This is a genomic window from Roseateles chitinivorans (assembly GCF_050632235.1).
Lineage (GTDB): Bacteria > Pseudomonadota > Gammaproteobacteria > Burkholderiales > Burkholderiaceae_C > Roseateles > Roseateles chitinivorans_A.
The window spans coordinates 513,467-531,045 of sequence record NZ_CP192584.1 but is presented as its reverse complement, the minus strand read 5'-3'; the positions used below and the strand labels follow the sequence as shown (position 1 = coordinate 531,045).

General features: G+C 65.4%; 18 protein-coding genes. 10 read left to right on the top strand and 8 right to left on the bottom strand.

Annotation, left to right across the window (positions count from 1 at the left end):
• Positions 1 to 18: 18 nt before the first annotated feature.
• Positions 19 to 960: a TIGR02285 family protein gene (locus tag ACQ859_RS02295; protein ID WP_431264438.1), complete on the bottom strand. Its 942-nt coding sequence runs from the start codon at positions 958 to 960 to the stop codon at positions 19 to 21.
• 248 nt (positions 961 to 1,208) lie between these two features.
• Positions 1,209 to 2,234, bottom strand: coding sequence for a sulfate ABC transporter substrate-binding protein (locus ACQ859_RS02290; RefSeq protein ID WP_431264437.1), 1,026 nt, complete (start codon positions 2,232 to 2,234; stop codon positions 1,209 to 1,211).
• A 502-nt stretch (positions 2,235 to 2,736) separates the two neighbouring features.
• On the opposite strand from ACQ859_RS02290, the gene ACQ859_RS02285 reads away from it, so the two are divergent.
• From ACQ859_RS02285 to ACQ859_RS02260, 6 genes are all read left to right on the top strand, one after another.
• Positions 2,737 to 3,486, top strand: a complete 750-nt coding sequence (locus tag ACQ859_RS02285; RefSeq protein WP_431264436.1) for a helix-turn-helix domain-containing protein — start codon at positions 2,737 to 2,739, stop codon at positions 3,484 to 3,486.
• Positions 3,487 to 3,655: 169 nt separating this feature from the next.
• Positions 3,656 to 4,939, top strand: a complete 1,284-nt coding sequence (locus tag ACQ859_RS02280) for an HlyD family secretion protein (RefSeq protein WP_431264435.1) — start codon at positions 3,656 to 3,658, stop codon at positions 4,937 to 4,939.
• Positions 4,940 to 5,001: 62 nt separating this feature from the next.
• The gene (locus tag ACQ859_RS02275) at positions 5,002 to 7,134 is read left to right on the top strand and encodes a peptidase domain-containing ABC transporter (RefSeq protein WP_431264434.1); all 2,133 of its coding nucleotides are present in this window, start codon (positions 5,002 to 5,004) and stop codon (positions 7,132 to 7,134) included.
• A gap of 119 nt (positions 7,135 to 7,253) precedes the next feature.
• A complete protein-coding gene (locus ACQ859_RS02270) occupies positions 7,254 to 7,490 on the top strand; it encodes a hypothetical protein (RefSeq protein WP_431264433.1) in 237 nt (78 codons plus the stop codon).
• Between the two features lie 181 nt (positions 7,491 to 7,671).
• Positions 7,672 to 8,676: a hypothetical protein gene (locus tag ACQ859_RS02265; RefSeq protein ID WP_431264432.1), complete on the top strand. Its 1,005-nt coding sequence runs from the start codon at positions 7,672 to 7,674 to the stop codon at positions 8,674 to 8,676.
• Entirely contained in the window at positions 8,677 to 8,889 is a 213-nt protein-coding gene (locus ACQ859_RS02260; RefSeq protein WP_431264431.1) for a hypothetical protein, read from the top strand.
• 40 nt (positions 8,890 to 8,929) lie between these two features.
• On the opposite strand, the gene ACQ859_RS02255 is transcribed toward ACQ859_RS02260, so the two are convergent.
• Positions 8,930 to 9,877, bottom strand: coding sequence for a CysB family HTH-type transcriptional regulator (locus ACQ859_RS02255; RefSeq protein ID WP_431259936.1), 948 nt, complete (start codon positions 9,875 to 9,877; stop codon positions 8,930 to 8,932).
• 220 nt (positions 9,878 to 10,097) lie between these two features.
• On the opposite strand from ACQ859_RS02255, the gene ACQ859_RS02250 reads away from it, so the two are divergent.
• Positions 10,098 to 11,072 carry a hypothetical protein gene (locus tag ACQ859_RS02250; RefSeq protein ID WP_431264430.1) on the top strand — a complete coding sequence of 325 codons (975 nt, stop codon included), beginning with the start codon at positions 10,098 to 10,100 and terminating at the stop codon, positions 11,070 to 11,072.
• Between the two features lie 36 nt (positions 11,073 to 11,108).
• Here ACQ859_RS02250 and ACQ859_RS02245 read toward each other — a convergent pair whose 3' ends face one another.
• The 5 genes from ACQ859_RS02245 to ACQ859_RS02225 all read right to left on the bottom strand — a co-directional run bounded on the left by ACQ859_RS02245 (position 11,109) and on the right by ACQ859_RS02225 (position 16,036).
• Positions 11,109 to 12,032 (bottom strand): CysB family HTH-type transcriptional regulator, encoded by a 924-nt coding sequence (locus ACQ859_RS02245; protein ID WP_431264429.1) that lies wholly within the window; start codon positions 12,030 to 12,032, stop codon positions 11,109 to 11,111.
• A 43-nt stretch (positions 12,033 to 12,075) separates the two neighbouring features.
• The gene (locus ACQ859_RS02240) at positions 12,076 to 13,149 is read right to left on the bottom strand and encodes a sulfate/molybdate ABC transporter ATP-binding protein (RefSeq protein ID WP_088408064.1); all 1,074 of its coding nucleotides are present in this window, start codon (positions 13,147 to 13,149) and stop codon (positions 12,076 to 12,078) included.
• 84 nt (positions 13,150 to 13,233) lie between these two features.
• Positions 13,234 to 14,118, bottom strand: coding sequence for a sulfate ABC transporter permease subunit CysW (gene cysW, locus ACQ859_RS02235; protein ID WP_431264428.1), 885 nt, complete (start codon positions 14,116 to 14,118; stop codon positions 13,234 to 13,236).
• Position 14,119: 1 nt separating this feature from the next.
• Positions 14,120 to 15,001 (bottom strand): sulfate ABC transporter permease subunit CysT, encoded by an 882-nt coding sequence (gene cysT / locus ACQ859_RS02230; RefSeq protein WP_431259940.1) that lies wholly within the window; start codon positions 14,999 to 15,001, stop codon positions 14,120 to 14,122.
• 42 nt (positions 15,002 to 15,043) lie between these two features.
• Entirely contained in the window at positions 15,044 to 16,036 is a 993-nt protein-coding gene (locus ACQ859_RS02225) for a sulfate ABC transporter substrate-binding protein (protein ID WP_431266441.1), read from the bottom strand.
• A 623-nt stretch (positions 16,037 to 16,659) separates the two neighbouring features.
• On the opposite strand from ACQ859_RS02225, the gene ACQ859_RS02220 reads away from it, so the two are divergent.
• The 3 genes from ACQ859_RS02220 to ACQ859_RS02210 are packed head-to-tail and all read left to right on the top strand — an operon-like array spanning position 16,660 to position 17,569.
• Positions 16,660 to 17,052 (top strand): GAF domain-containing protein, encoded by a 393-nt coding sequence (locus ACQ859_RS02220; RefSeq protein WP_431264427.1) that lies wholly within the window; start codon positions 16,660 to 16,662, stop codon positions 17,050 to 17,052.
• Positions 17,028 to 17,162 carry a hypothetical protein gene (locus tag ACQ859_RS02215; protein ID WP_431264426.1) on the top strand — a complete coding sequence of 45 codons (135 nt, stop codon included), beginning with the start codon at positions 17,028 to 17,030 and terminating at the stop codon, positions 17,160 to 17,162. The genes ACQ859_RS02220 and ACQ859_RS02215 overlap by 25 nt, the downstream gene beginning before the upstream one ends.
• Positions 17,162 to 17,569 (top strand): response regulator, encoded by a 408-nt coding sequence (locus tag ACQ859_RS02210; protein ID WP_431264425.1) that lies wholly within the window; start codon positions 17,162 to 17,164, stop codon positions 17,567 to 17,569. The genes ACQ859_RS02215 and ACQ859_RS02210 overlap by 1 nt, the downstream gene beginning before the upstream one ends.
• Positions 17,570 to 17,579 lie beyond the last annotated feature (10 nt).

Here is a 17,579-nt window from a genome sequence, read left to right as displayed (position 1 = left end):
CGGTCGCCGCGGTGTCGATCAGGGATCGATGCGGGACGGCTTGGCGCGTTCGCGATAGAACGCGTCGAAGCGGGCCGCGTAATGGGCCTTCGTCTCCGGCGTGAGCCAGCGCATCAGGCCCTGCCGCAGGTTGGCGGCGCCTTCGGGCCGGCCGTAGGCCTTGTCGATGCCGCGGATCGCAGCGAGTCCCCAAGGCGTGCGCGGGCAGGCGATGCCGGCCATCACCAGCTCGCTGGCGCCCTGGATGGGCACGCTGACGAGGTCCTCCGGATTCCCGGCCATGACCAGCGCCATGTCCATCTCCACCGAGTAGTCGGCGCGCCCGAGGCTGAGCATCTGCAGCACGCGCGCGCCGAAGTCCTTCGGCGAATAGAGCGTCACCGCGCTGTCGACCGATCGTGCGGCGAGCATCTCGTCGAGCGCCGGACCGTAGCTGCGGCCGTCGATCAATGCGCCGCGCAGCGTCGGATCGGCCAGCAGCCGGGGCAGCTGCACTTCGCCGGCGGTGTTGCGCGGCAGCCGCTTGAGCTTGTCGCGGCGGACGATCAGACCCGGCGGCGGCGTGAGCTGAGTGTTGATGAAGTAGGCGGCCTTCTCGCGATCGGGCGTGCGGACCATGTTGGCGCGGCACACCTCGTCGCCGTTCTCGATCATCTGCCAGCTGCGCTTGGCGTTGGCGAAGACGATCTCGTGCCGCACGCCCGGCCATTGCTTCTCGAGGTAGGCGGTCACGCGCGCGGTCACGCCGCTGGCGTCGGCGCCCTTCATCTGGGGCGCATGGTCGGACGCGAGCCAGGTGATCTTCGTGACGGCGGGCGCGGAGGCCGGAGCGGGGGCAGGTGTTGCGCCGGGGCCCTGCGCCCGCGCCTGCGGAGCCGCCAGCAGGAGGACGGCCAGGGGCAGCAAGGACAGCGCCAGGATGGGGGCGAGGCGCGAGCGGATCGGAGTGAGGAACTTCACGGGCGACAGCATACGGCGATCGCTGGGGGCGACTGTCGCGCCGCCCCCATGGCCTGGGTCGCGGACCGGTAGTTGGTCACTGCCCGTCGTATTCCGGCGGGGAGACGAAAAAAGCCCCGCCGACTTGTGGCCGGCGGGGCTGCTCGCACGGAGCGAACGGTCTGGTTGCCTTGGACGCCGTTGAGACAGCGCCCGAGACCGACCGAGGAGACAAACGTTGAATGCGTGAAGCGCGGGTCCGTCGGGACTCAGCGCACCGCGCTGATCTGGTCGAAGACGCCGCCGTCGTCGAAGTGGGTCTTCTGCGCATTGCGCCAGCCGCCGAAGACCTCGTCGATGGTCACCAGCTTCACCGGCGCGAAGGTCTTGGCGTACTTCGCGGCGATCTTGGGATCGCGCGGACGGTAGTAGTTCTTGGCCGCGATCTCCTGGCCTTCCGGCGAGTACAGGTATTCCAGGTAGGCCTGCGCGACCTTGCGCGTGCCCTTCTTGTCGACGGTCTTGTCGACCACCGACACCGGCGGCTCAGCCAGGATGGACAGGCTCGGCGTGACGATCTCGAACTTGTCCGGACCGAGTTCCTTCACCGCCAGGTAGGCCTCGTTCTCCCAGGCGATCAGCACGTCGCCGATGCCGCGCTCGACGAAGGTCGTCGTGGAGCCGCGCGCGCCGGAATCCAGCACCTTGGTGTTGGCGTAGATGCGCTTGACGAAGGCCTTGGCCGACTCGGCATTGCCGCCGGGCTGCTTCAGCGAATACGCCCAGGCCGCGAGGTAGTTCCAGCGTGCGCCGCCCGAGGTCTTCGGGTTCGGCGTGATGACGTCGATGCCGCTGCGGGCCAGGTCCGGCCAGTCGTTGATGTGCTTCGGGTTGCCCTTGCGTACCAGGAACACGATGGTCGAGGTGTAGGGCGAGGCGTTGCTCGGCAGGCGCTTCTGCCAGTCGGCCGGCAGCAGCTTGCCGTGGTCGTGCAGCGCGTCGATGTCGTAGGCCAAGGCCAGCGTGACGACATCGGCGTCCAGGCCGTCGATCACCGAGCGCGCCTGCTTGCCCGAGCCGCCGTGCGAATTCTTCACCGTGACGGTCTCGCCGGTCTTGGCCTTCCAGTACTTCGCGAACGCGGCGTTGTAGTCCTGGTAGAGCTCGCGGGTCGGGTCGTACGACACGTTGAGCAGCGTGACCGAGCCCTGCGCATGGGCCTGGGGCATCAGCGCGGCACCGCTCAGCAGGGCGGCGGTGGCGAGCAGCGAGACTTTGCGGCGAAGTGGATTCACGGGATTCTTCTCATCACGGGGGTGGAGGGGAGCGCTCAATGTAGGCAAGCGCACAGTCCAAGGGAACGAAGAAGATCTGCTTTGCTTTGCATCGTTTCTGAATGAGGAGCCCGCCCTGTTAAGCAGGGAATGCACACAGCGGAGATCGGGGTGGGTCGGTCAGTCTGACTGTGCCGGTATGACGAATAGCACTCGTCTTGCTCCTTGAGCTATATCCAAAGCACGCAGGTAGAAAGCTTTTTTTGTTGTTTGCGGTTCGGGTTGATATTTATTTATCTTCGCCGACCTGGCGCTCGGAGGCTGATAACGATCAACTCGTATCAGGGAGCGAACAGAGGCTCGCCGTGAGGCGACTAACAAACTCAAACTAACAACTTCATGTCACTTTTCGTTAGCAATTGCTTGTGGTGGCCGCGCGGACCATCGTCGGGCGCGCTCCCTGTTCTTGACGCGGCCCAGCAGGAAATTTCTTCTCGTTCCAGCAAGTTTGACGATGCCAGCCGTGGAAGCACCTGAGCGCATGCTTAACGTTCAATGGCTTATTGGCGCGCTTTTCCACGAAGTTTTTGCAAAGGGATCTAATTTGCCTGGCATGGAAAGGCTGTACGAGCACCATGTCCAGCCCATCATTCCGCATCAGAGCCTCCTGTTGCTGCGTTGCACTCGAGTCATGAACGAAGTTTCCATTGCAGGCTCGTTGTATATGGCGCCGGGTAAATCTCCAAGCAAAGGTGGTGGATATCAATGTGCACTCGAACAGTGTGCAGGTCTCGAACGGTGGCTTGAAACGCGAGCCCCGGTCAAAGTTGGACCGCAGATTCGAACTGCTTCAAGCAACAACCAATGGGTGCCAACGGAGTTCGCGGACAGCGTGGCGCACGGCTGGATGGAAAGTGACCAACGGAATTTCAGTTTCTTTTTGCTTTCCAACGCAGGAAACCGCAGTGCCGCGAGAGAGGCGGAGATGATGTGCCTGCTCTCACCTTGCATGCATCAGCTTGCCTTCCACTTCATCCCTCCTGGACGAGCGTTGCTCTCGGGAGATGGGGTGCCATCCAGGGACCTGAGCGCGTTGGCGCCAGGGGACGCTGAACTGCTCCATTGGCTCAGCCTGGGTCGGACCAACAAGGACATCGGGGCCATCCTCGGATTGAGCGACAAGACGGTCCGCAATCGCTTGTCCCTCATGTATGAACGGCTCCACGTGAGCAGCCGTGCTGAAGCTGTCGGCGCCTATCTGCTTGCCGTTTAGGAGTTCCACCCGCCACCGCTGCGTTATCGGAACTGTGGGCTGATTGCGGGGAATCGACAAGATTCCTACTAACACAGTAAAACCGGCTTCTGCGGAGTACATCTGTCCCTTGACCGGAACCGGGGCGACAGCGAAATTAGAGGCCGATTTCCCGCTTCCGCAGTCTCGAATGTCACAGTTGTTCCGACAAGAAGTCATCCGCGCCAAACAGGCGCGATGGCTTGGTCATATCGTCCTGATACGACCCGTCAGTTTTAGCCTGCTCACCGGATTGGCAGTTCTGCTCGGTTTATCCGTGTTGCTGTTTCTCTGTTTTGGACAGTACACAAAGCGAGCTCAGGTCGCGGGAATCCTTGCGCCCGATGCCGGATTGATCAAGGTCAGCGCAGCCCAATCCGGGCGAATCCTGGAACGACGTATCGTCGAAGGGCAGCAGGTCAAAGCCGGGGACGTGTTGTTTGTGCTGAGCAGTGAACAGGAGATGCTGAGCGGCCAGACCTCCGCCACGCAAACGGCCCAACCGGTGAATGAAGCCATATTGACCCAACTCCGCGAGCGTCAGGCCAGCTTGATGTATGAGCGCAGGGAGCAGAAAAAGCAGACCGAGCAGCAGCGCGAATGGTTGACCAAGCGCCTGCAAAGCATGCAGGTCGAGGTCCAGAAGATCCAGCAGCAGGTGGATACCCAGGGTCGACGTTTGGCGTCTGCCCAGGGCCAACTTGCCCGATATCGGGAATTGAGCGAGCAGAAATTCGCTTCCGAATCGGCCCTGCAACAGAAGCAGGATGAATTTCTCGATCAACAGGGTCGACTCCAAGCCCTCGAGCTGGCGCTGCTTCAGATCCAACGGGAGCAGGCCTCTGTGCAGAGCGATCTCGTGCAACTGGACAGCAAGAGTTCCCGCGAGCAGGAACAGTTGAGCCGCGCCGTGAGTGAACTGGGGCAGTCGGGACTGGCCAGCCAGTCCCAGCAGCGCTGGGTCATCACCGCGCCCAGCGACGGTCTGGTCACTGCCATCAATGCTGATCCTGGTCAGTTGGTAGGCCCGCAGGCGCTGCTGACCCTGCTGCCCAGCCATGCCCAGTTGCAGGCCCAGCTCTTCGCACCAAGCCGCGCTGCGGGCTTTGTCGAAGCCGGGCAGCAGGTGCGCATCCGCTATGCCGCCTATCCGTATCAGAAGTTCGGTCAGTACGACGGCGTGGTCCTGAATGTGTCGCGCAGCGCATTGCCCGCGGCGGAACTGCCGGCCAGCCTGGCCAATCTGGGACAGCAAGGAACGGGCGAAGGCCTCTATCGCATCACCGTCAAGCTGGCGGCCCAGCAGGTGACGGCCTATGGCAAGCCCGTGGCACTCAGCGACGGCATGCAACTGCAGGCGGACATCCTGCAGGACAGTCGTCGGTTGATCGAGTGGGTGTTGGAGCCGCTGACGACCTTGAGGGGCAAGCTGTGACGGCCCTTCCCGCGAAGGACAGCGGAGCCCGCGCGGCAGCCCTTGTCTCCTCGGCACGGATCTTGACCGATCGCCTCAATTTCCGGCACGGCCAGAGATTGCCGCTCATCGTGCAGACCGAGGCAACGGAATGCGGCCTGGCTTGCCTGGCCATGGTCGCGGGGTTCCATGGGCATCAAACCGATCTGGCCACGCTGCGTCAGCGCTTCAGCATCAGCCTCAAAGGCGTGGCGCTCAAGAACGTGATGGACATGGCTTCGTCGCTGAACTTCGCTGCGCGCGCGCTGAAGCTGGAACTGCCGCAGTTGGGCAGACTCCAGGCCCCCTGCATCTTGCATTGGGACATGAATCACTTCGTGGTCTTGAAGCAGGTGCTGCGGGCAGGCAAGGGCCTGGTGATCCACGATCCGGCACGGGGAGAATTGCGACTGAGCATGGAGGAGGTCTCGGCGCATTTCACCGGCGTAGCGCTGGAGCTGAGACCGACGTCCGACTTCGAGAAGAGACAGGCGCCTCCCCGTATCGGCCTGCGACAGCTCATGGGCGAGGTGACGGGGTTGAAGCGCTCCCTGATCCAGATCTTCCTGCTCACGACGGTGCTGGAGATCCTGGCCCTGGTCGCCCCGTTTTTCATGCAGTGGGTCATCGATGGGGTGATCCTTTCCCTTGACCGCGACCTGCTGACGCTGCTGGCCTCCGGGTTCGGTCTCCTGCTCCTGCTTCAGACGCTGATCGGCTGGGTCCGCTCGTGGGCCGTGCTCTACATGGCGACCCATCTGAACCTGCAATGGGTTGCCAATGTGTTTACCCATCTGCTCAAGCTGCCGGTGAGCTATTTCGAGAAGCGGCATCTGGGCGACGTGATCTCCCGTTTCCAGTCGGTCGGCACCATCCAGAAGGCGCTGTCCAACAGTTTCGTGGAAGCATTCGTCGACGGCTTCATGGCGCTCGCCATGCTGATCATCATGAGCTATTACAGCCTCTGGCTGACCGCCGTGGTGATGGTGTCGATCGCGATCTACGGCGCGGCGCGATGGCTGGCCTTCCGGCCACTGCGGGAGGCCACCGAGGAGCAGATCGTCATGTCCGCCAGGGAGCAGAGCCTGCTCCTGGAGTCGGTTCGCGGCGTGCGGGCCATCAAGCTGTTCAACCATGAGCAGGAACGGCGGGCACGCTGGCTCAACGCCGTGGTCGACTCGATGAATCGCGGCGTCGCGGCTCAGAAGATCACCCTCAACATGCAGACCACCCAGCTGCTGGTGGCCGGGCTCGAAAACATCGCGGTTGTCTGGCTGGGCGCACGCCTTGTGATGGACGGCGCCTTCTCGGTCGGCATGCTGATGGCGTTCGTGAGCTACAAGACCACGTTCAGCCAACGCCTGACCTCGTTGATCGACAAGCTCATCGAGCTGAGCATGTTGCGGGTGCAGGGAGAGCGCCTGGCCGACGTCGTGCTCACCGCGCCGGAACCAGAGGGCGCGAACAACGTTGCCGCGGCACCGCAGGGAAGCGCGCTGGAGATCAGGGACCTCTGGTTCCGCTATTCCGACGCGGAACCTTGGCTGCTGCAGGGCGTGAATCTCAGATTCGAAGCCGGCCAATCGGTGGCGTTGACCGGACCGTCGGGTTGCGGCAAGACCACCCTGGTCAAGCTGATGCTGGGTCTGCTGCAACCCTGCCGGGGCGAGATCACCTACGGTGGTGTGCCGCTTCATCAATTGGGAAACAGGGCCTATCGCGAGCACATCGGCGTCGTGATGCAGGACGACCAGCTCCTGGCCGGCTCGCTCGCCGACAACATCGCCTTCTTCGACCAGAAGCCGGACATGACGCGAGTAGCGGGGTGCGCGCATCTGGCCGCCATTCACCATGAGGTCATGCAGATGCCCATGAACTACAACACGCTGGTGGGTGACATGGGCACCAGCCTGTCGGGCGGCCAGAAACAACGCATCCTGCTGGCGCGTGCCCTCTACAAGAACCCCAAGATTCTTTTCCTGGATGAGGCCACCAGTCATCTCGATGTCGAACGTGAGAGCCTGGTGAACGCGGCCGTCAGAGACCTGGAGATCACCAAGATCATGGTGGCGCACCGCGTCGAAACCATCGCATCTGCCGAGCGCGTGATTCGCCTCGTGCCGGGAGGCCTCCACCTGGAAGACGTCACCGCCCCCGCCCTGACGATGGCCGGTTGACATCGCGCGGCAGTGCCGCACCCACCACATTCGCCACTGGCGACACCTCATTGCGTCGAATCATTCGATGGAATCGGAACGCTCACCCGCATCAGTTGAGCATATTGAGAGATGAAAAGATGAACCAAGCAAACTTCATGGACGCTGCCGTCGAGAACGACTTCAGCTTCATCGAAATGACCGAGCAGGAAATCGGCCAAGTGGCCGGAGCAGGCATTTGCACGGACGTGGTCACCGGCTTCTATGGCGGCCTCGGGGGTGTGCTGTTTGCCCCTGGCGGCCCTGCTGGTGTGATCGTTGGCGCGACGCTCGGCGGTGCAATCGGCGGCCGTGTTGGCGCCGCGCTCTGCGACTGATCGTCGAGCGTGAACTGAACTGAAACTCCCCCGAACGGGAGACTGAAGCGGCGGGCCCGAATCTCTCAAGAAGCGCACGGCAATCCATCGATTGGGCTGGCCGGCGATGACAACGGGTGTTCGTGGCTCTCCGCCATCCACTGGATCTCCTGAAGATCCAGGAAAACGCGCCAAGACTCGCATGTTGCTTCAACTGCTCGACATATCCCTGGTGCTCACCAGCGCGCTGCTCTTCCTCGTGTTTTCGGTCGCCGGTTCCGCGGCGCTCTTGAAACGATCGGGCGTCAAGTCGGACCTCGCCGCGCCGTTGTCCCGCTTCGAGCAGGTGGCCCGGACGCGCGTGTTCGCGACCTTCGAAATTCTGCTTGCGGCCTGGTTCGTCGCGCCGAGGAACAGCTTGTTGCCGGGGCTGGCAGCTGGGTTCGCTCTGCTAATTGCCTTGCTGGGTCTGTGGCAAGGCAAAGCCTGCGATTGCGTCGGCTCGTACACGCCGGCCAGCACTCGTCACCAGCAGCTGCTTCGCTTGGCGATCTCTGGAATCGCCGCGCTTCATCTGATGGTCGACCTCACCTTGCGGCGGGCGGAACCGAATCCCCTGCCTTCGCACACTTCCACGGTTTGGATCTTCACCTGGGGTCTTGCTGCGATCCTGATCCTGAGGGAGGCCTTGACTTCCATCGCGTATTCGCCGGAGGGACCGGAACGGATTCCACACCCCGCCGAAAGCCCGGCGATGCCGGGTGCCCGAAAAGAGATCAGCCCCCGGACGCTCGATCCCGACATGCCGCTGGGATACCAGGGAGAGCAGCCGATCCTGTTGAAGAACGCATTTGAGCGGAATCGGGTGGCCCTGGTGGTGTTCGTGTCGGAGAACTGCTCGTACTGCCGGCAGCTGCTGCCTTACATCGGCGTGTTCAAGGCCAGTTTCACGCCGAGCTTTTCCATCTGGATCGTCTACGGCTCCAGGCCTGAAGCGGCCGAAGGAGAGAACCACGATGGCGTGCTTCTCGATGAGAAGAAGGTGCTCTTCAATTCATTGGGGCTGACCGGTGCGCCTGCGGCGGTCCTGCTCAGTGGCGATCGGTATGCGCCGATGGCGCCGGTGAGCTACGGCGTGGAACGAATCCGGCTGTTGCTGACCATCGCCTACAACTTGGTCCATCCTGAAAAGAAGAAGGCGGAATAGATGAAACACAAGGTCGGGTACGGGTTGGCGATCGTCGTCGGCGCGCTATTGCTGCACTACCTCTTGCCAAATGAATTTCCCGGCAGCCTGTCCCTCGCGTTTGGGATCCTGTTCTACGGCTTGTTGAGCTATTTCGGCGGCCTGCGCATCGGCGGCCGGAGAGACAGACCGGGTGCTGAAAAGAAGAAGGCCGAGAGCCCCGCCAACGAGTGAGGCGTACAGGCGGCGACCCCAAGGCGGTGGCTCGAACGGGTCAATCCGACCCGTTGGGCGAGACCCGCGCCTGCTCCACCAGCTCGCGCGACAGCGGCGGCGCGAAGGTCTCGATGAACGCGTAGACGTAGTCGCGCAGGTAGGCGTCACGCCGCACCGCCAGCCGCGTCAGGTTGTCCGCGAACAGGTGGCGCGCGTCGATCGCGCGCAGGTGGCGGTCGCGTTCCTCGTCGTAGGCGATCGCGGCGACGATGCCCACGCCCAGGCCCAGCTCGACGTAGGTCTTGATCACGTCCGCGTCCATCGCGACCAGCACGACGTTCAGGTCCAGTCCCGCCGTCGCGAACGCCTCGTCGATGTGCGAGCGGCCGGTGTAGCCGGTCTCGTAGGTGATGACCGGGAACTCGGCGATGCGCTCCAGCGTCAGCACGGTGCCGGCGGCGGCTTCGGCCTCCAGCGGATGGCCCGGCGGCACCAGCACCGTGTGGGTCCAGCGGTAGCAGGGCAGCGTCAGCAGCTGCGGATGCAGCGCGAGCGCTTCGGTGGCGATGCCGATGTCGGCCTCGCCGTCGATCAGCAGCCGCGCGACCTGTTGCGGCGAGCCCTGCGTGAACTGCAGGCTGACCTCCGGATGCGATTCGCGGAAGTCGCGCACCGCCGGCGGCAGCGCGTAGCGCGCCTGGCTGTGCGTCGCCGCGATGCGCAGGTGACCGCTGTCGGCGCGGGCGAAGTCCTCGCCGGCGCGGCGCAGGTTCTCGGCTTCGCGCAGCAGCCGCTCGACGATGGGCATCACGTTGCGGCCCGGCTCCGTGAGCCCGGTGAGCCGTTTGCCGGCACGGATGAAGATGTCGATGCCGAGCTCGTCCTCGAGCTCGCGGATCTGTCGGCTCACGCCGGGCTGCGAGGTGTGCAGCGCCTGTGCCACCTCGGTCAGGTTGAAGTTGCGGCGCTGGGCCTCGCGGACGGATCGGAGTTGTTGGAAGTTCATCGTCGGCCACACATCGGGGGGAACGTCAGCCGATGCGGGCAGACATCGGAAAGCGTCGGGGGATCGGAGGACGTCGCAGGACGTCGGGGAGACGTCGCTGACATCGGAAAATCTCGGGAAAGCGGATTGCTTATGCGGATTGATTATTCGAATCCGCGCGCTCCGTGTCCTCCAACAAAAATCGATAAGCATTCCTGCGCTCGACGCATGTGCATAGAAGATGAATCGCCGTTCCCTGCTGCCATCGTTTCCGTCGTCGACCGCCGCGTTCGCGATCGCCTGCGCCCTGTTCGCGCCGTCCACGACCTGGGCGGTCGACAAGATCACCTGGCTGATGCCCGAGCTCGACACCGTGGCGCCCCCGTCGCCCGGTGCGGCGTCGGTGCCTGTGCGCCGGGGTCTGGCGCAGCCGCTGTCGGACTATCTGGCGGCAAATTGGGGAACGCCGGCGAAGCACGAGGTCCTCATCGCCAACGTCAAGCGCAGCTGGCGCATGGTCGAGGACGGCGAGCCCGCCTGCCACCTCGGCGTGCTGCGCACGCCGGAGCGCGAGGCCGTCGCCTACTTCTTCGACACCCATCTGATCCCGCCGCATCAGCTGATGGTGCGGCGCGCCGCGTTGGCGAAAGTGCCGCGCCTTCCCGACGGCGACGCGGACCTCGAGAAGATCTGGGCGGACAGGCAGCTGCGCGGCGCGATCGTCGCGGGACGCAGCTATGGCCGCGCGCTCGACGCCTTGCTGGCCAGGCGGCCGGCCGGCGTCATCGATGAATACACGACCTCGGACTTCGGCGGGAACATGCTGTCGATGATCGCCATCGGCCGCGCGGATTACACGATCGAATTCGATTTCGTGCTCGCCAACCAGCAGGAACTGCGCGCGGCCGTCGTCGCCGGCAATGCGGGCGGGGCGAGCGGTGCTGGCGTCAATGGCAAGGTGTCGACCGCCGATCTCGTCAGCGTGCCGATCGAAGGCTTCAGCAGTCCGGTGATCTCCGGCATCGCCTGCCCCCGCAACGCCTGGGGCAAGCGCACCATCGAGCAGGTGGAGCGCGTGCTCTCCACGCCGCAGGCGCGGCAGTTCATGCGCGACGAGTTCCTCTCCCACCTCAGTCCGGAGGCCCAGGCCCGCTACGGTCCGCGGATCGACGCGTTCTACTTCTACGCAAAGCCGGCGGTCAGCGCGCCGCGCTGAGACGCCGCATCAGGACGCCGCATCAGGACGCTGCGCTCAGGCGTCCGGGTCCATGGCCTCGCGCACGGCTTCCTCGGTCAGCTCGGCCACGCACTCCTGCAGGAAGCGGTAGGCGAAACCGCGCAGGTAGTGACCGCGCTTGAGCGCGATGCGCGTCGTGTTGGGCGGGAACAGGTGGCTCGCCTCGATCAGCTGCAGGCCGGCGTCCCGTGCGGGCTCGAAGGCCATCGCCGCGATCACGCCGACACCCAGCCCGATCTGCACGTAGGTCTTGATGACGTCCGCGTCCAGCGCCGACATCACCAGGTCCGGTGCGAGACCCGCGTTGGCGAAGGCCGCGTCGATGCGCGCACGGCCGGTGTAGCCCTCGTGGTACGTGATCAGCGGCTGCTCGGCGAGGCCTTCCAGCGTCAGCGGCTGGCGCGTCAGCGCGTGCCCTTCCGGCACGACGACCGCGTGGCGCCACTCGTAGAACGGGAAGGTGACGAAGGCGTCGTCCTTGCCGAGCGCCTCGGTCGCGATGCCGATGTCGGCCTCGCCCGATTGCAGCAGCGAGACGATCTCCGACGGACTGCCCTGGTGCAGCACCAGATGCACGCGCGGGTACGCGGCCTTGAAGCGCGCCACGACCTGCGGCAGCGCGTAACGCGCCTGCGTGTGCGTCGTCGCGATCGTCAGCTGGCCCTGGTCGGCGCTGCTGAACTGCTGCGCCAGGCGCTTGATGTTGCGCACGTCCTGCAGCATGCGGTCGACGACGACCGCCAGCTCCTTGCCCGGCTCGGTCAGCCCGAGCAGGCGCTTGCCGCGACGCTGGAAGAGCTCGACGCCGAGCTCGTCCTCCAGGTCCTTGATGTGCTTGCTCACCCCCGACTGCGAGGTGAACAGCGCCGCCGCCACCTCGGTCAGGTTGAAGTTCTGCTGCACCGCCTCGCGGACGATGCGCAATTGTTGAAGGTTCATGGGCGCGGGACCGCTCGCTCTTCGGCTCGTCGATCGATGTCGATCAGGCGGCCTGATCGATGCCGAACAGGCTCAGGCGCGAGGCCTGAAGGCGCACGTGCTGACCGGCGGACAGCTGCAGCGCCTCGGCCTGCTCGCGGCTGAGTTCCGCTTCCAGATGCTCGCCCTGCGCGCCGCGCAGCTCGACACGCGCGGCGGCGCCGAAGGCCAGCACGCGTTCGACCGTCGCCGGCAGACCCGGCGCATCCTGCGACGGGATGATCACCAGCTCGTGCGGACGCGCATAGGCCTGCACCAGACCTTGCTGCGCACCTTCGATGGACGCGGCGGCACCCTGCGCCAGCGTCTGGTCGCCGACGCGCACGATGCCGCTGTCCACGCGGCCTTCGAAGCGGTTGACCGCCCCGAGGAAGCCGTAGACGAAGGGCGTCGCCGGACGCTGGTAGACCTCGATCGGCGAGCCGACCTGCTCGACGCGGCCGTGATCCATCAGCACGACCCGGTCGGCGACTTCCAGCGCCTCTTCCTGGTCATGCGTGACGAAGATGCTGGTGATGTGCAGCTCGTCGTGCAGGCGGCGCAGCCAGCGGCGCAGTTCCTTGCGGACCTTCGCGTCCAGCGCGCCGAAGGGCTCGTCCAGCAGCAGCACGCGCGGCTCGACGGCCAGCGCGCGGGCCAGTGCGATGCGTTGGCGCTGACCGCCGGACAGCTGCGGTGGATAACGATCGGCCAGCCAGTCCAGCTGCACCAGCTGCAGCAGCTCATGCACCTTGCGCTTGATCTCCGCTTCCGGCGGACGCTGCTTGCGCGGCTTCACGCGCAGGCCGAAGGCCACGTTGTCGAAGACCGTCATGTGGCGGAACAGCGCGTAATGCTGGAACACGAAACCGACTTCGCGCTCGCGCACATGCGTGTCCGACGCGTCGGCGCCGTCCAGCAGCACCTGGCCGCGGTCGGCCGTCTCCAGCCCCGCGATGATGCGCAGCAGCGTGGTCTTGCCGCAGCCCGACGGGCCCAGCAGCGCGGTCAGTTCGCCGGTGGGGAAGTCCAGGCTGACGTCGCCCAGCGCGGTGAAGCTGCCGAAGGACTTGTGGATGTTGCGGACCTGGATGCTCATGCTTCTTCCTTCACGATGCTGCGGACAAGACGTCCGCCGGGCCGTCCCAAGGACGGCTTGCGCCCCTCGGGGGCCGCGCTGTACTCAGCGCTGGGGGCCAATACGTTCTGCCTGCCATTCCACGAGCTGCTTGAGCCCGAGCGTCACCAGCGCCAGCAAGGCCAGCAGCGATGCGACCGCGAATGCCGCGGCGAACTGATATTCGTTGTAGAGGATCTCGACCTGCAGCGGCAGCGTGTTGGTCTGGCCGCGGATGTGGCCCGAGACCACCGACACCGCGCCGAACTCGCCGAAGGCGCGCGCGTTGCACAGGATCACGCCGTAGAGCAGGCCCCACTTGATGTTGGGCAGCGTCACGTGCCAGAAGGTGCGGAAGCCGCTGGCGCCGAGCACCGTCGCCGCTTCCTCCTCGTCACGGCCCTGCGCCTGCATCAGCGGGATCAGCTCCCGCGCGACGAAGGGGAAGGTCACGAACACGGTGGCCAGCACGATGCCGGGCACGGCGAAGATGATCTTGACGTCGTGCTCCTGCAGCCACGGTCCGAACCAGCCCTGCGCGCCGAAGATCAGCACGTAGATCAGGCCCGCGACCACCGGCGACACCGAGAACGGCAGGTCGATCAGCGTGATCAGCAGCTGCTTGCCGCGGAAGTCGTGCTTGGTGATGGCCCAGGCGGCGCACACGCCGAAGACGATGTTCAGCGGTACCGAGATCACCGCCGCCAGCAGCGTGAGCTTGATCGCGGAGACCGCGTCCGGCTCGATCAGCGAGGCGAGGTAGGTGTCCCAGCCCTTGCGCAGCGCCTCGGTGAAGACGGCCGCGAGCGGCAGCAGCAGGAACAGCGAGAAGAAGGCCAGGCCCAGCGTCAGCAGCGTGTAGCGCACCCAGCGCTTTTCTGCCGTGGCGGGGTTGCCCTGGTAGTGGCCGGCCGAGCGGGCCCGGCCGAGCGATGCAGCGGATCCGGCCATGTCAGCGCTTCCCGTCCAGTCCGTTGCGACGCAGGCTCCAGGCCTGCAGTCCGTTGATGCCCAGCAGCAGCAGGAACGAGAACACCAGCATCACCACCGCGATCGCGGTGGCGCCGACGTAGTCGTACTGCTCGAGCTTGGTGATGATCATCAGCGGGGTGATCTCGCTGACCATCGGCATGTTGCCGGCGATGAAGATGACCGAGCCGTACTCGCCGACCGCGCGCGCGAAGGCCAGCGCGAAGCCGGTCAGCAGCGCCGGCGTGAGCATGGGCAGCACCACCAGGCGGAAGGCCTGCCAGCGATGCGCGCCCAGCGAGGCGGCGGCTTCCTCGAGCTCCGTGTCCAGGTCCTCGAGCACCGGCTGCACCGTCCGCACCACGAAGGGCAGGCCGATGAAGATCAGCGCGATCAGCACGCCCAGCGGCGTGAAGGCGACCTTGATGCCCAGCGGCTCCAGCCACTTGCCCATCCAGCCGTTGGGCGCGTAAAGCGCCGTCAGCGCGATGCCGGCGACGGCGGTCGGCAGCGCGAAGGGCAGGTCGATCAGCGCGTCCACCAGCTTCTTGCCCCAGAAGTCGTAGCGCACCAGCGACCAGGCCAGGATGAAGCCGAAGATCACGTTGATGAACGCGCCCAGCAGCGCCGCGCCGAAGCTCAGCCGGTACGAGGCCAGCACGCGCGGCGAGGTCGCCGCGGCCCAGAAGGCCTCGGCGCCGTGGCCGGCGGATTTCAGGAAGACCGCGCACAGCGGGATCAGCACCAGCAGCGAGAGATAGAAGAGCGTGAAGCCCAGCGTCGGTGCGAAGCCGGGCAGCACGCGGCGTCGCTTGCGGGCGGGCGCGGGGGCGGCCTGCGTCGCGGGGAGCACGGCGGTGTTCATCGTCGGGTCGGGAGCTCGGGGATCAGGAGAGTGAACGGACGATCAGCGGCGCGCGGCCATGATCTGGTCGTAGGTGCCGCCGTCGGCGAAGTGCGTCTTGCCGACCTTGGCCCAGCCGCCCAGCGTCTGGTCGACGGTGAACAGCTTGATCGGCGCATAGCGCTTCTCATGCTTCTTGAAGATGGCGGCGTCGCGCGGACGGAAGTTGTTCTGCGCGATGATTTCCTGGCCTTCCGGCGTCCACAGGAAGTCGAGGTAGGCCTTGGCCAGCGCGGCGGAACCGCGCTTGGCGGCGACCTTGTCGACCACCGCGACCGGCGCGTCGGCTTCGATCGAGATGCTGGGCGCGACGACTTCGAAGTTGCCCTTGCCGAATTCGTTCTCGATGAGTTCAGCTTCCGATTCGAAGGTCAGCAGCACGTCGCCGATGCCGCGTTGCGTGAACGTGGTCGTCGCACCGCGGCCGCCGCCGTCCAGCACCGGCACGTTGGCCAGCACCTTGGCGACGAAGTCCTTGGCCTGCGCGTCGGTGCCGCCCTTGGCGATGACGCTGCCCCACGCGGCCAGGTAGCCGTAGCGGCCGTTGCCGGTCACCTTGGGGTTGGGGATGATCACCGAGATGCCGGGACGCGCCAGGTCGGCCCAGTCCTTGATGCCCTTCGGGTTGCCCTTGCGGACCAGGAACAGCATCGTCGAGCTGTAGGGCGCGGCGGCGTTCGGGAACTTGCTGCGCCAGTCGGCGCCGGTCAGGCCCTTCTCGGCGAGGGTGTCGACGTCGGTCGCCTGGTTCATCGTGACCACGTCGGCCTCCAGGCCGCCGATCACCGAACCGATCTGCTTGGACGAACCGCCGTGCGACTGGTTCACCGTGATCGTCTGGCCGGTCTTGGCCTTGTACGAGGCGACGAACGCCGGATTGACCTGCTTGTAGAGCTCGCGCGCCACGTCATAGGAGACGTTCAGCAGCGTCGTCGGCTGGTCGGCTGCGCTGGCCAGCATCGACGAACCCAGCAGCGGCACCGCCGCGGCCAGCATCAGCGCCTGGCGGCGCGAAGCGGAGAACAGGGAGCGGGTGTTCTGGTGGGCGTGGTTCTGGGTCATGGCGGACAGGGCAAGCAGGCGTGGGCCGGCGACGTTGAAGGTCGGGCTGCGAAGCTTGCCAAACAGTCCTTATTCCAGGAACGATTGTTTGGGCATTTGCTTATTTCGCATAACGCATATGCAAACAAGGCAGAAGGCCAGGACAGATGAAAAGCGCCAGGACCGCGATCGGACACCGCCGGAAGCGCCTCCCCCAAGACCCCGAGGGCGGCCCCCGGTCGCGACCTGGGCTCTCACCATGCCTTCCCGGCGGCCGTACTGCCGCCGCCGGCGGGGGCGACATGGGCGCGCCCCGTGGAACGGAGTCTGGATCGCGAAGCCTCGCATCGCCAATGCGCAATGGGCGCAAGCTGCTGCGGGCCCGTCATATGCCCGGTCAGGCAAGGACTGGCGCCTGGGCAACCGGGTGCTCCGGCCCTCGTCCCCGTCGTTCCCCCTCAAGGGCGACCCGGGTGGCGCCCTGTGGACAACTCGGATAGTCTGGTGCCTCGAAGGCGCGACGGCCGTACCGGCCGCGCAGGGAGAGAACAACATCGGAAGAGCGAGGAACCGCCTCCATGATGAATGCCCCGATTCCCGACAACGAAGCCGACCGGCTCCAGGTGCTGCGCGAGCTGCTGATCCTGGACACGCCGCCCGAGGAACGTTTCGATCGCATCGTCGAGTTCGCCGCCGAGGAATTCGGCGTGCCGATCGCGCTGATCAGCCTGGTCGACGACAACCGTCAGTGGTTCAAGGCCCGCTTCGGCCTGGCGGTGTGCGAGACCGACCGCAAGAGCAGCTTCTGCGGCCATGCGATCCACGTTTCCGAGGTGATGGTGGTGGAGGACGCGACGCAGGATCCCGCTTCGCGGACAACCCCATGGTGCTGGGCGATCCGAAGATCCGCTTCTATGCGGGCGCGCCGCTGGAGGTGCGTCCGGGCGTGCGCATCGGCACCTTGTGCCTGATCGACCGGCGACGACGCGCGCTGGACGCGACCGACCTCGCCATCCTGATGAGTCTGCGTGACCTCGCGGTCTCGGAGCTGGTGGGACAGACCGTCGAGGAGGGCCAGTGATGCCGGGAACACAACGACACCTGCTGCTGGTCGATCCGCACTCGCTGTTCCGGCGCACCGTCGCCATGGTGGCGCGGCAACTGCAGATCGCGGAAGTCCATGAGGCCAGCAGCCTCGAGGCGGCCCACCGGCTGCTGGAGAGCCAGCCGATGGACGGCCTGCTGCTGGACATCGGCCAGGGGCTGGATGCGCTGGCGCTGCTGCAGAGCGTGCGCGCCGGCGCGCTGCGCTGCGCGGCGGGCACGCCGGTCGCATTGACCGCGGAGGCCTGCGATCTGTCCACCGCGCAGCTCTACAAGGAGCTCGATGTGCGGCGGATCATGCTCAAGCCGTTCAAGGTGAAGACGGCGCTGGAAGTGATCCAGGATCTGGCGAAGCCGGCTGCGCCTCCCGGCGCGCCGCACTAACGCAGACTCG

Bases quoted from the DNA above. Each gene is read 5' to 3' on its own strand.
- ACQ859_RS02280 (WP_431264435.1), top strand. From the start codon at position 3,656: ATGTCACAGTTGTTCCGACAAGAAGTCATCCGCGCCAAACAGGCGCGA.
- ACQ859_RS02270 (WP_431264433.1), top strand. From the start codon at position 7,254: ATGAACCAAGCAAACTTCATGGACGCTGCCGTCGAGAACGACTTCAGC.
- ACQ859_RS02265 (WP_431264432.1), top strand. From the start codon at position 7,672: ATGTTGCTTCAACTGCTCGACATATCCCTGGTGCTCACCAGCGCGCTG.
- ACQ859_RS02260 (WP_431264431.1), top strand. From the start codon at position 8,677: ATGAAACACAAGGTCGGGTACGGGTTGGCGATCGTCGTCGGCGCGCTA.
- ACQ859_RS02255 (WP_431259936.1), bottom strand. From the start codon at position 9,877: ATGAACTTCCAACAACTCCGATCCGTCCGCGAGGCCCAGCGCCGCAAC.
- ACQ859_RS02250 (WP_431264430.1), top strand. From the start codon at position 10,098: ATGAATCGCCGTTCCCTGCTGCCATCGTTTCCGTCGTCGACCGCCGCG.
- ACQ859_RS02245 (WP_431264429.1), bottom strand. From the start codon at position 12,032: ATGAACCTTCAACAATTGCGCATCGTCCGCGAGGCGGTGCAGCAGAAC.
- ACQ859_RS02240 (WP_088408064.1), bottom strand. From the start codon at position 13,149: ATGAGCATCCAGGTCCGCAACATCCACAAGTCCTTCGGCAGCTTCACC.
- cysW (WP_431264428.1), bottom strand. From the start codon at position 14,118: ATGGCCGGATCCGCTGCATCGCTCGGCCGGGCCCGCTCGGCCGGCCAC.
- cysT (WP_431259940.1), bottom strand. From the start codon at position 15,001: ATGAACACCGCCGTGCTCCCCGCGACGCAGGCCGCCCCCGCGCCCGCC.
- ACQ859_RS02225 (WP_431266441.1), bottom strand. From the start codon at position 16,036: ATGCTGGCCGCGGCGGTGCCGCTGCTGGGTTCGTCGATGCTGGCCAGC.
- ACQ859_RS02220 (WP_431264427.1), top strand. From the start codon at position 16,660: ATGATGAATGCCCCGATTCCCGACAACGAAGCCGACCGGCTCCAGGTG.
- ACQ859_RS02210 (WP_431264425.1), top strand. From the start codon at position 17,162: ATGCCGGGAACACAACGACACCTGCTGCTGGTCGATCCGCACTCGCTG.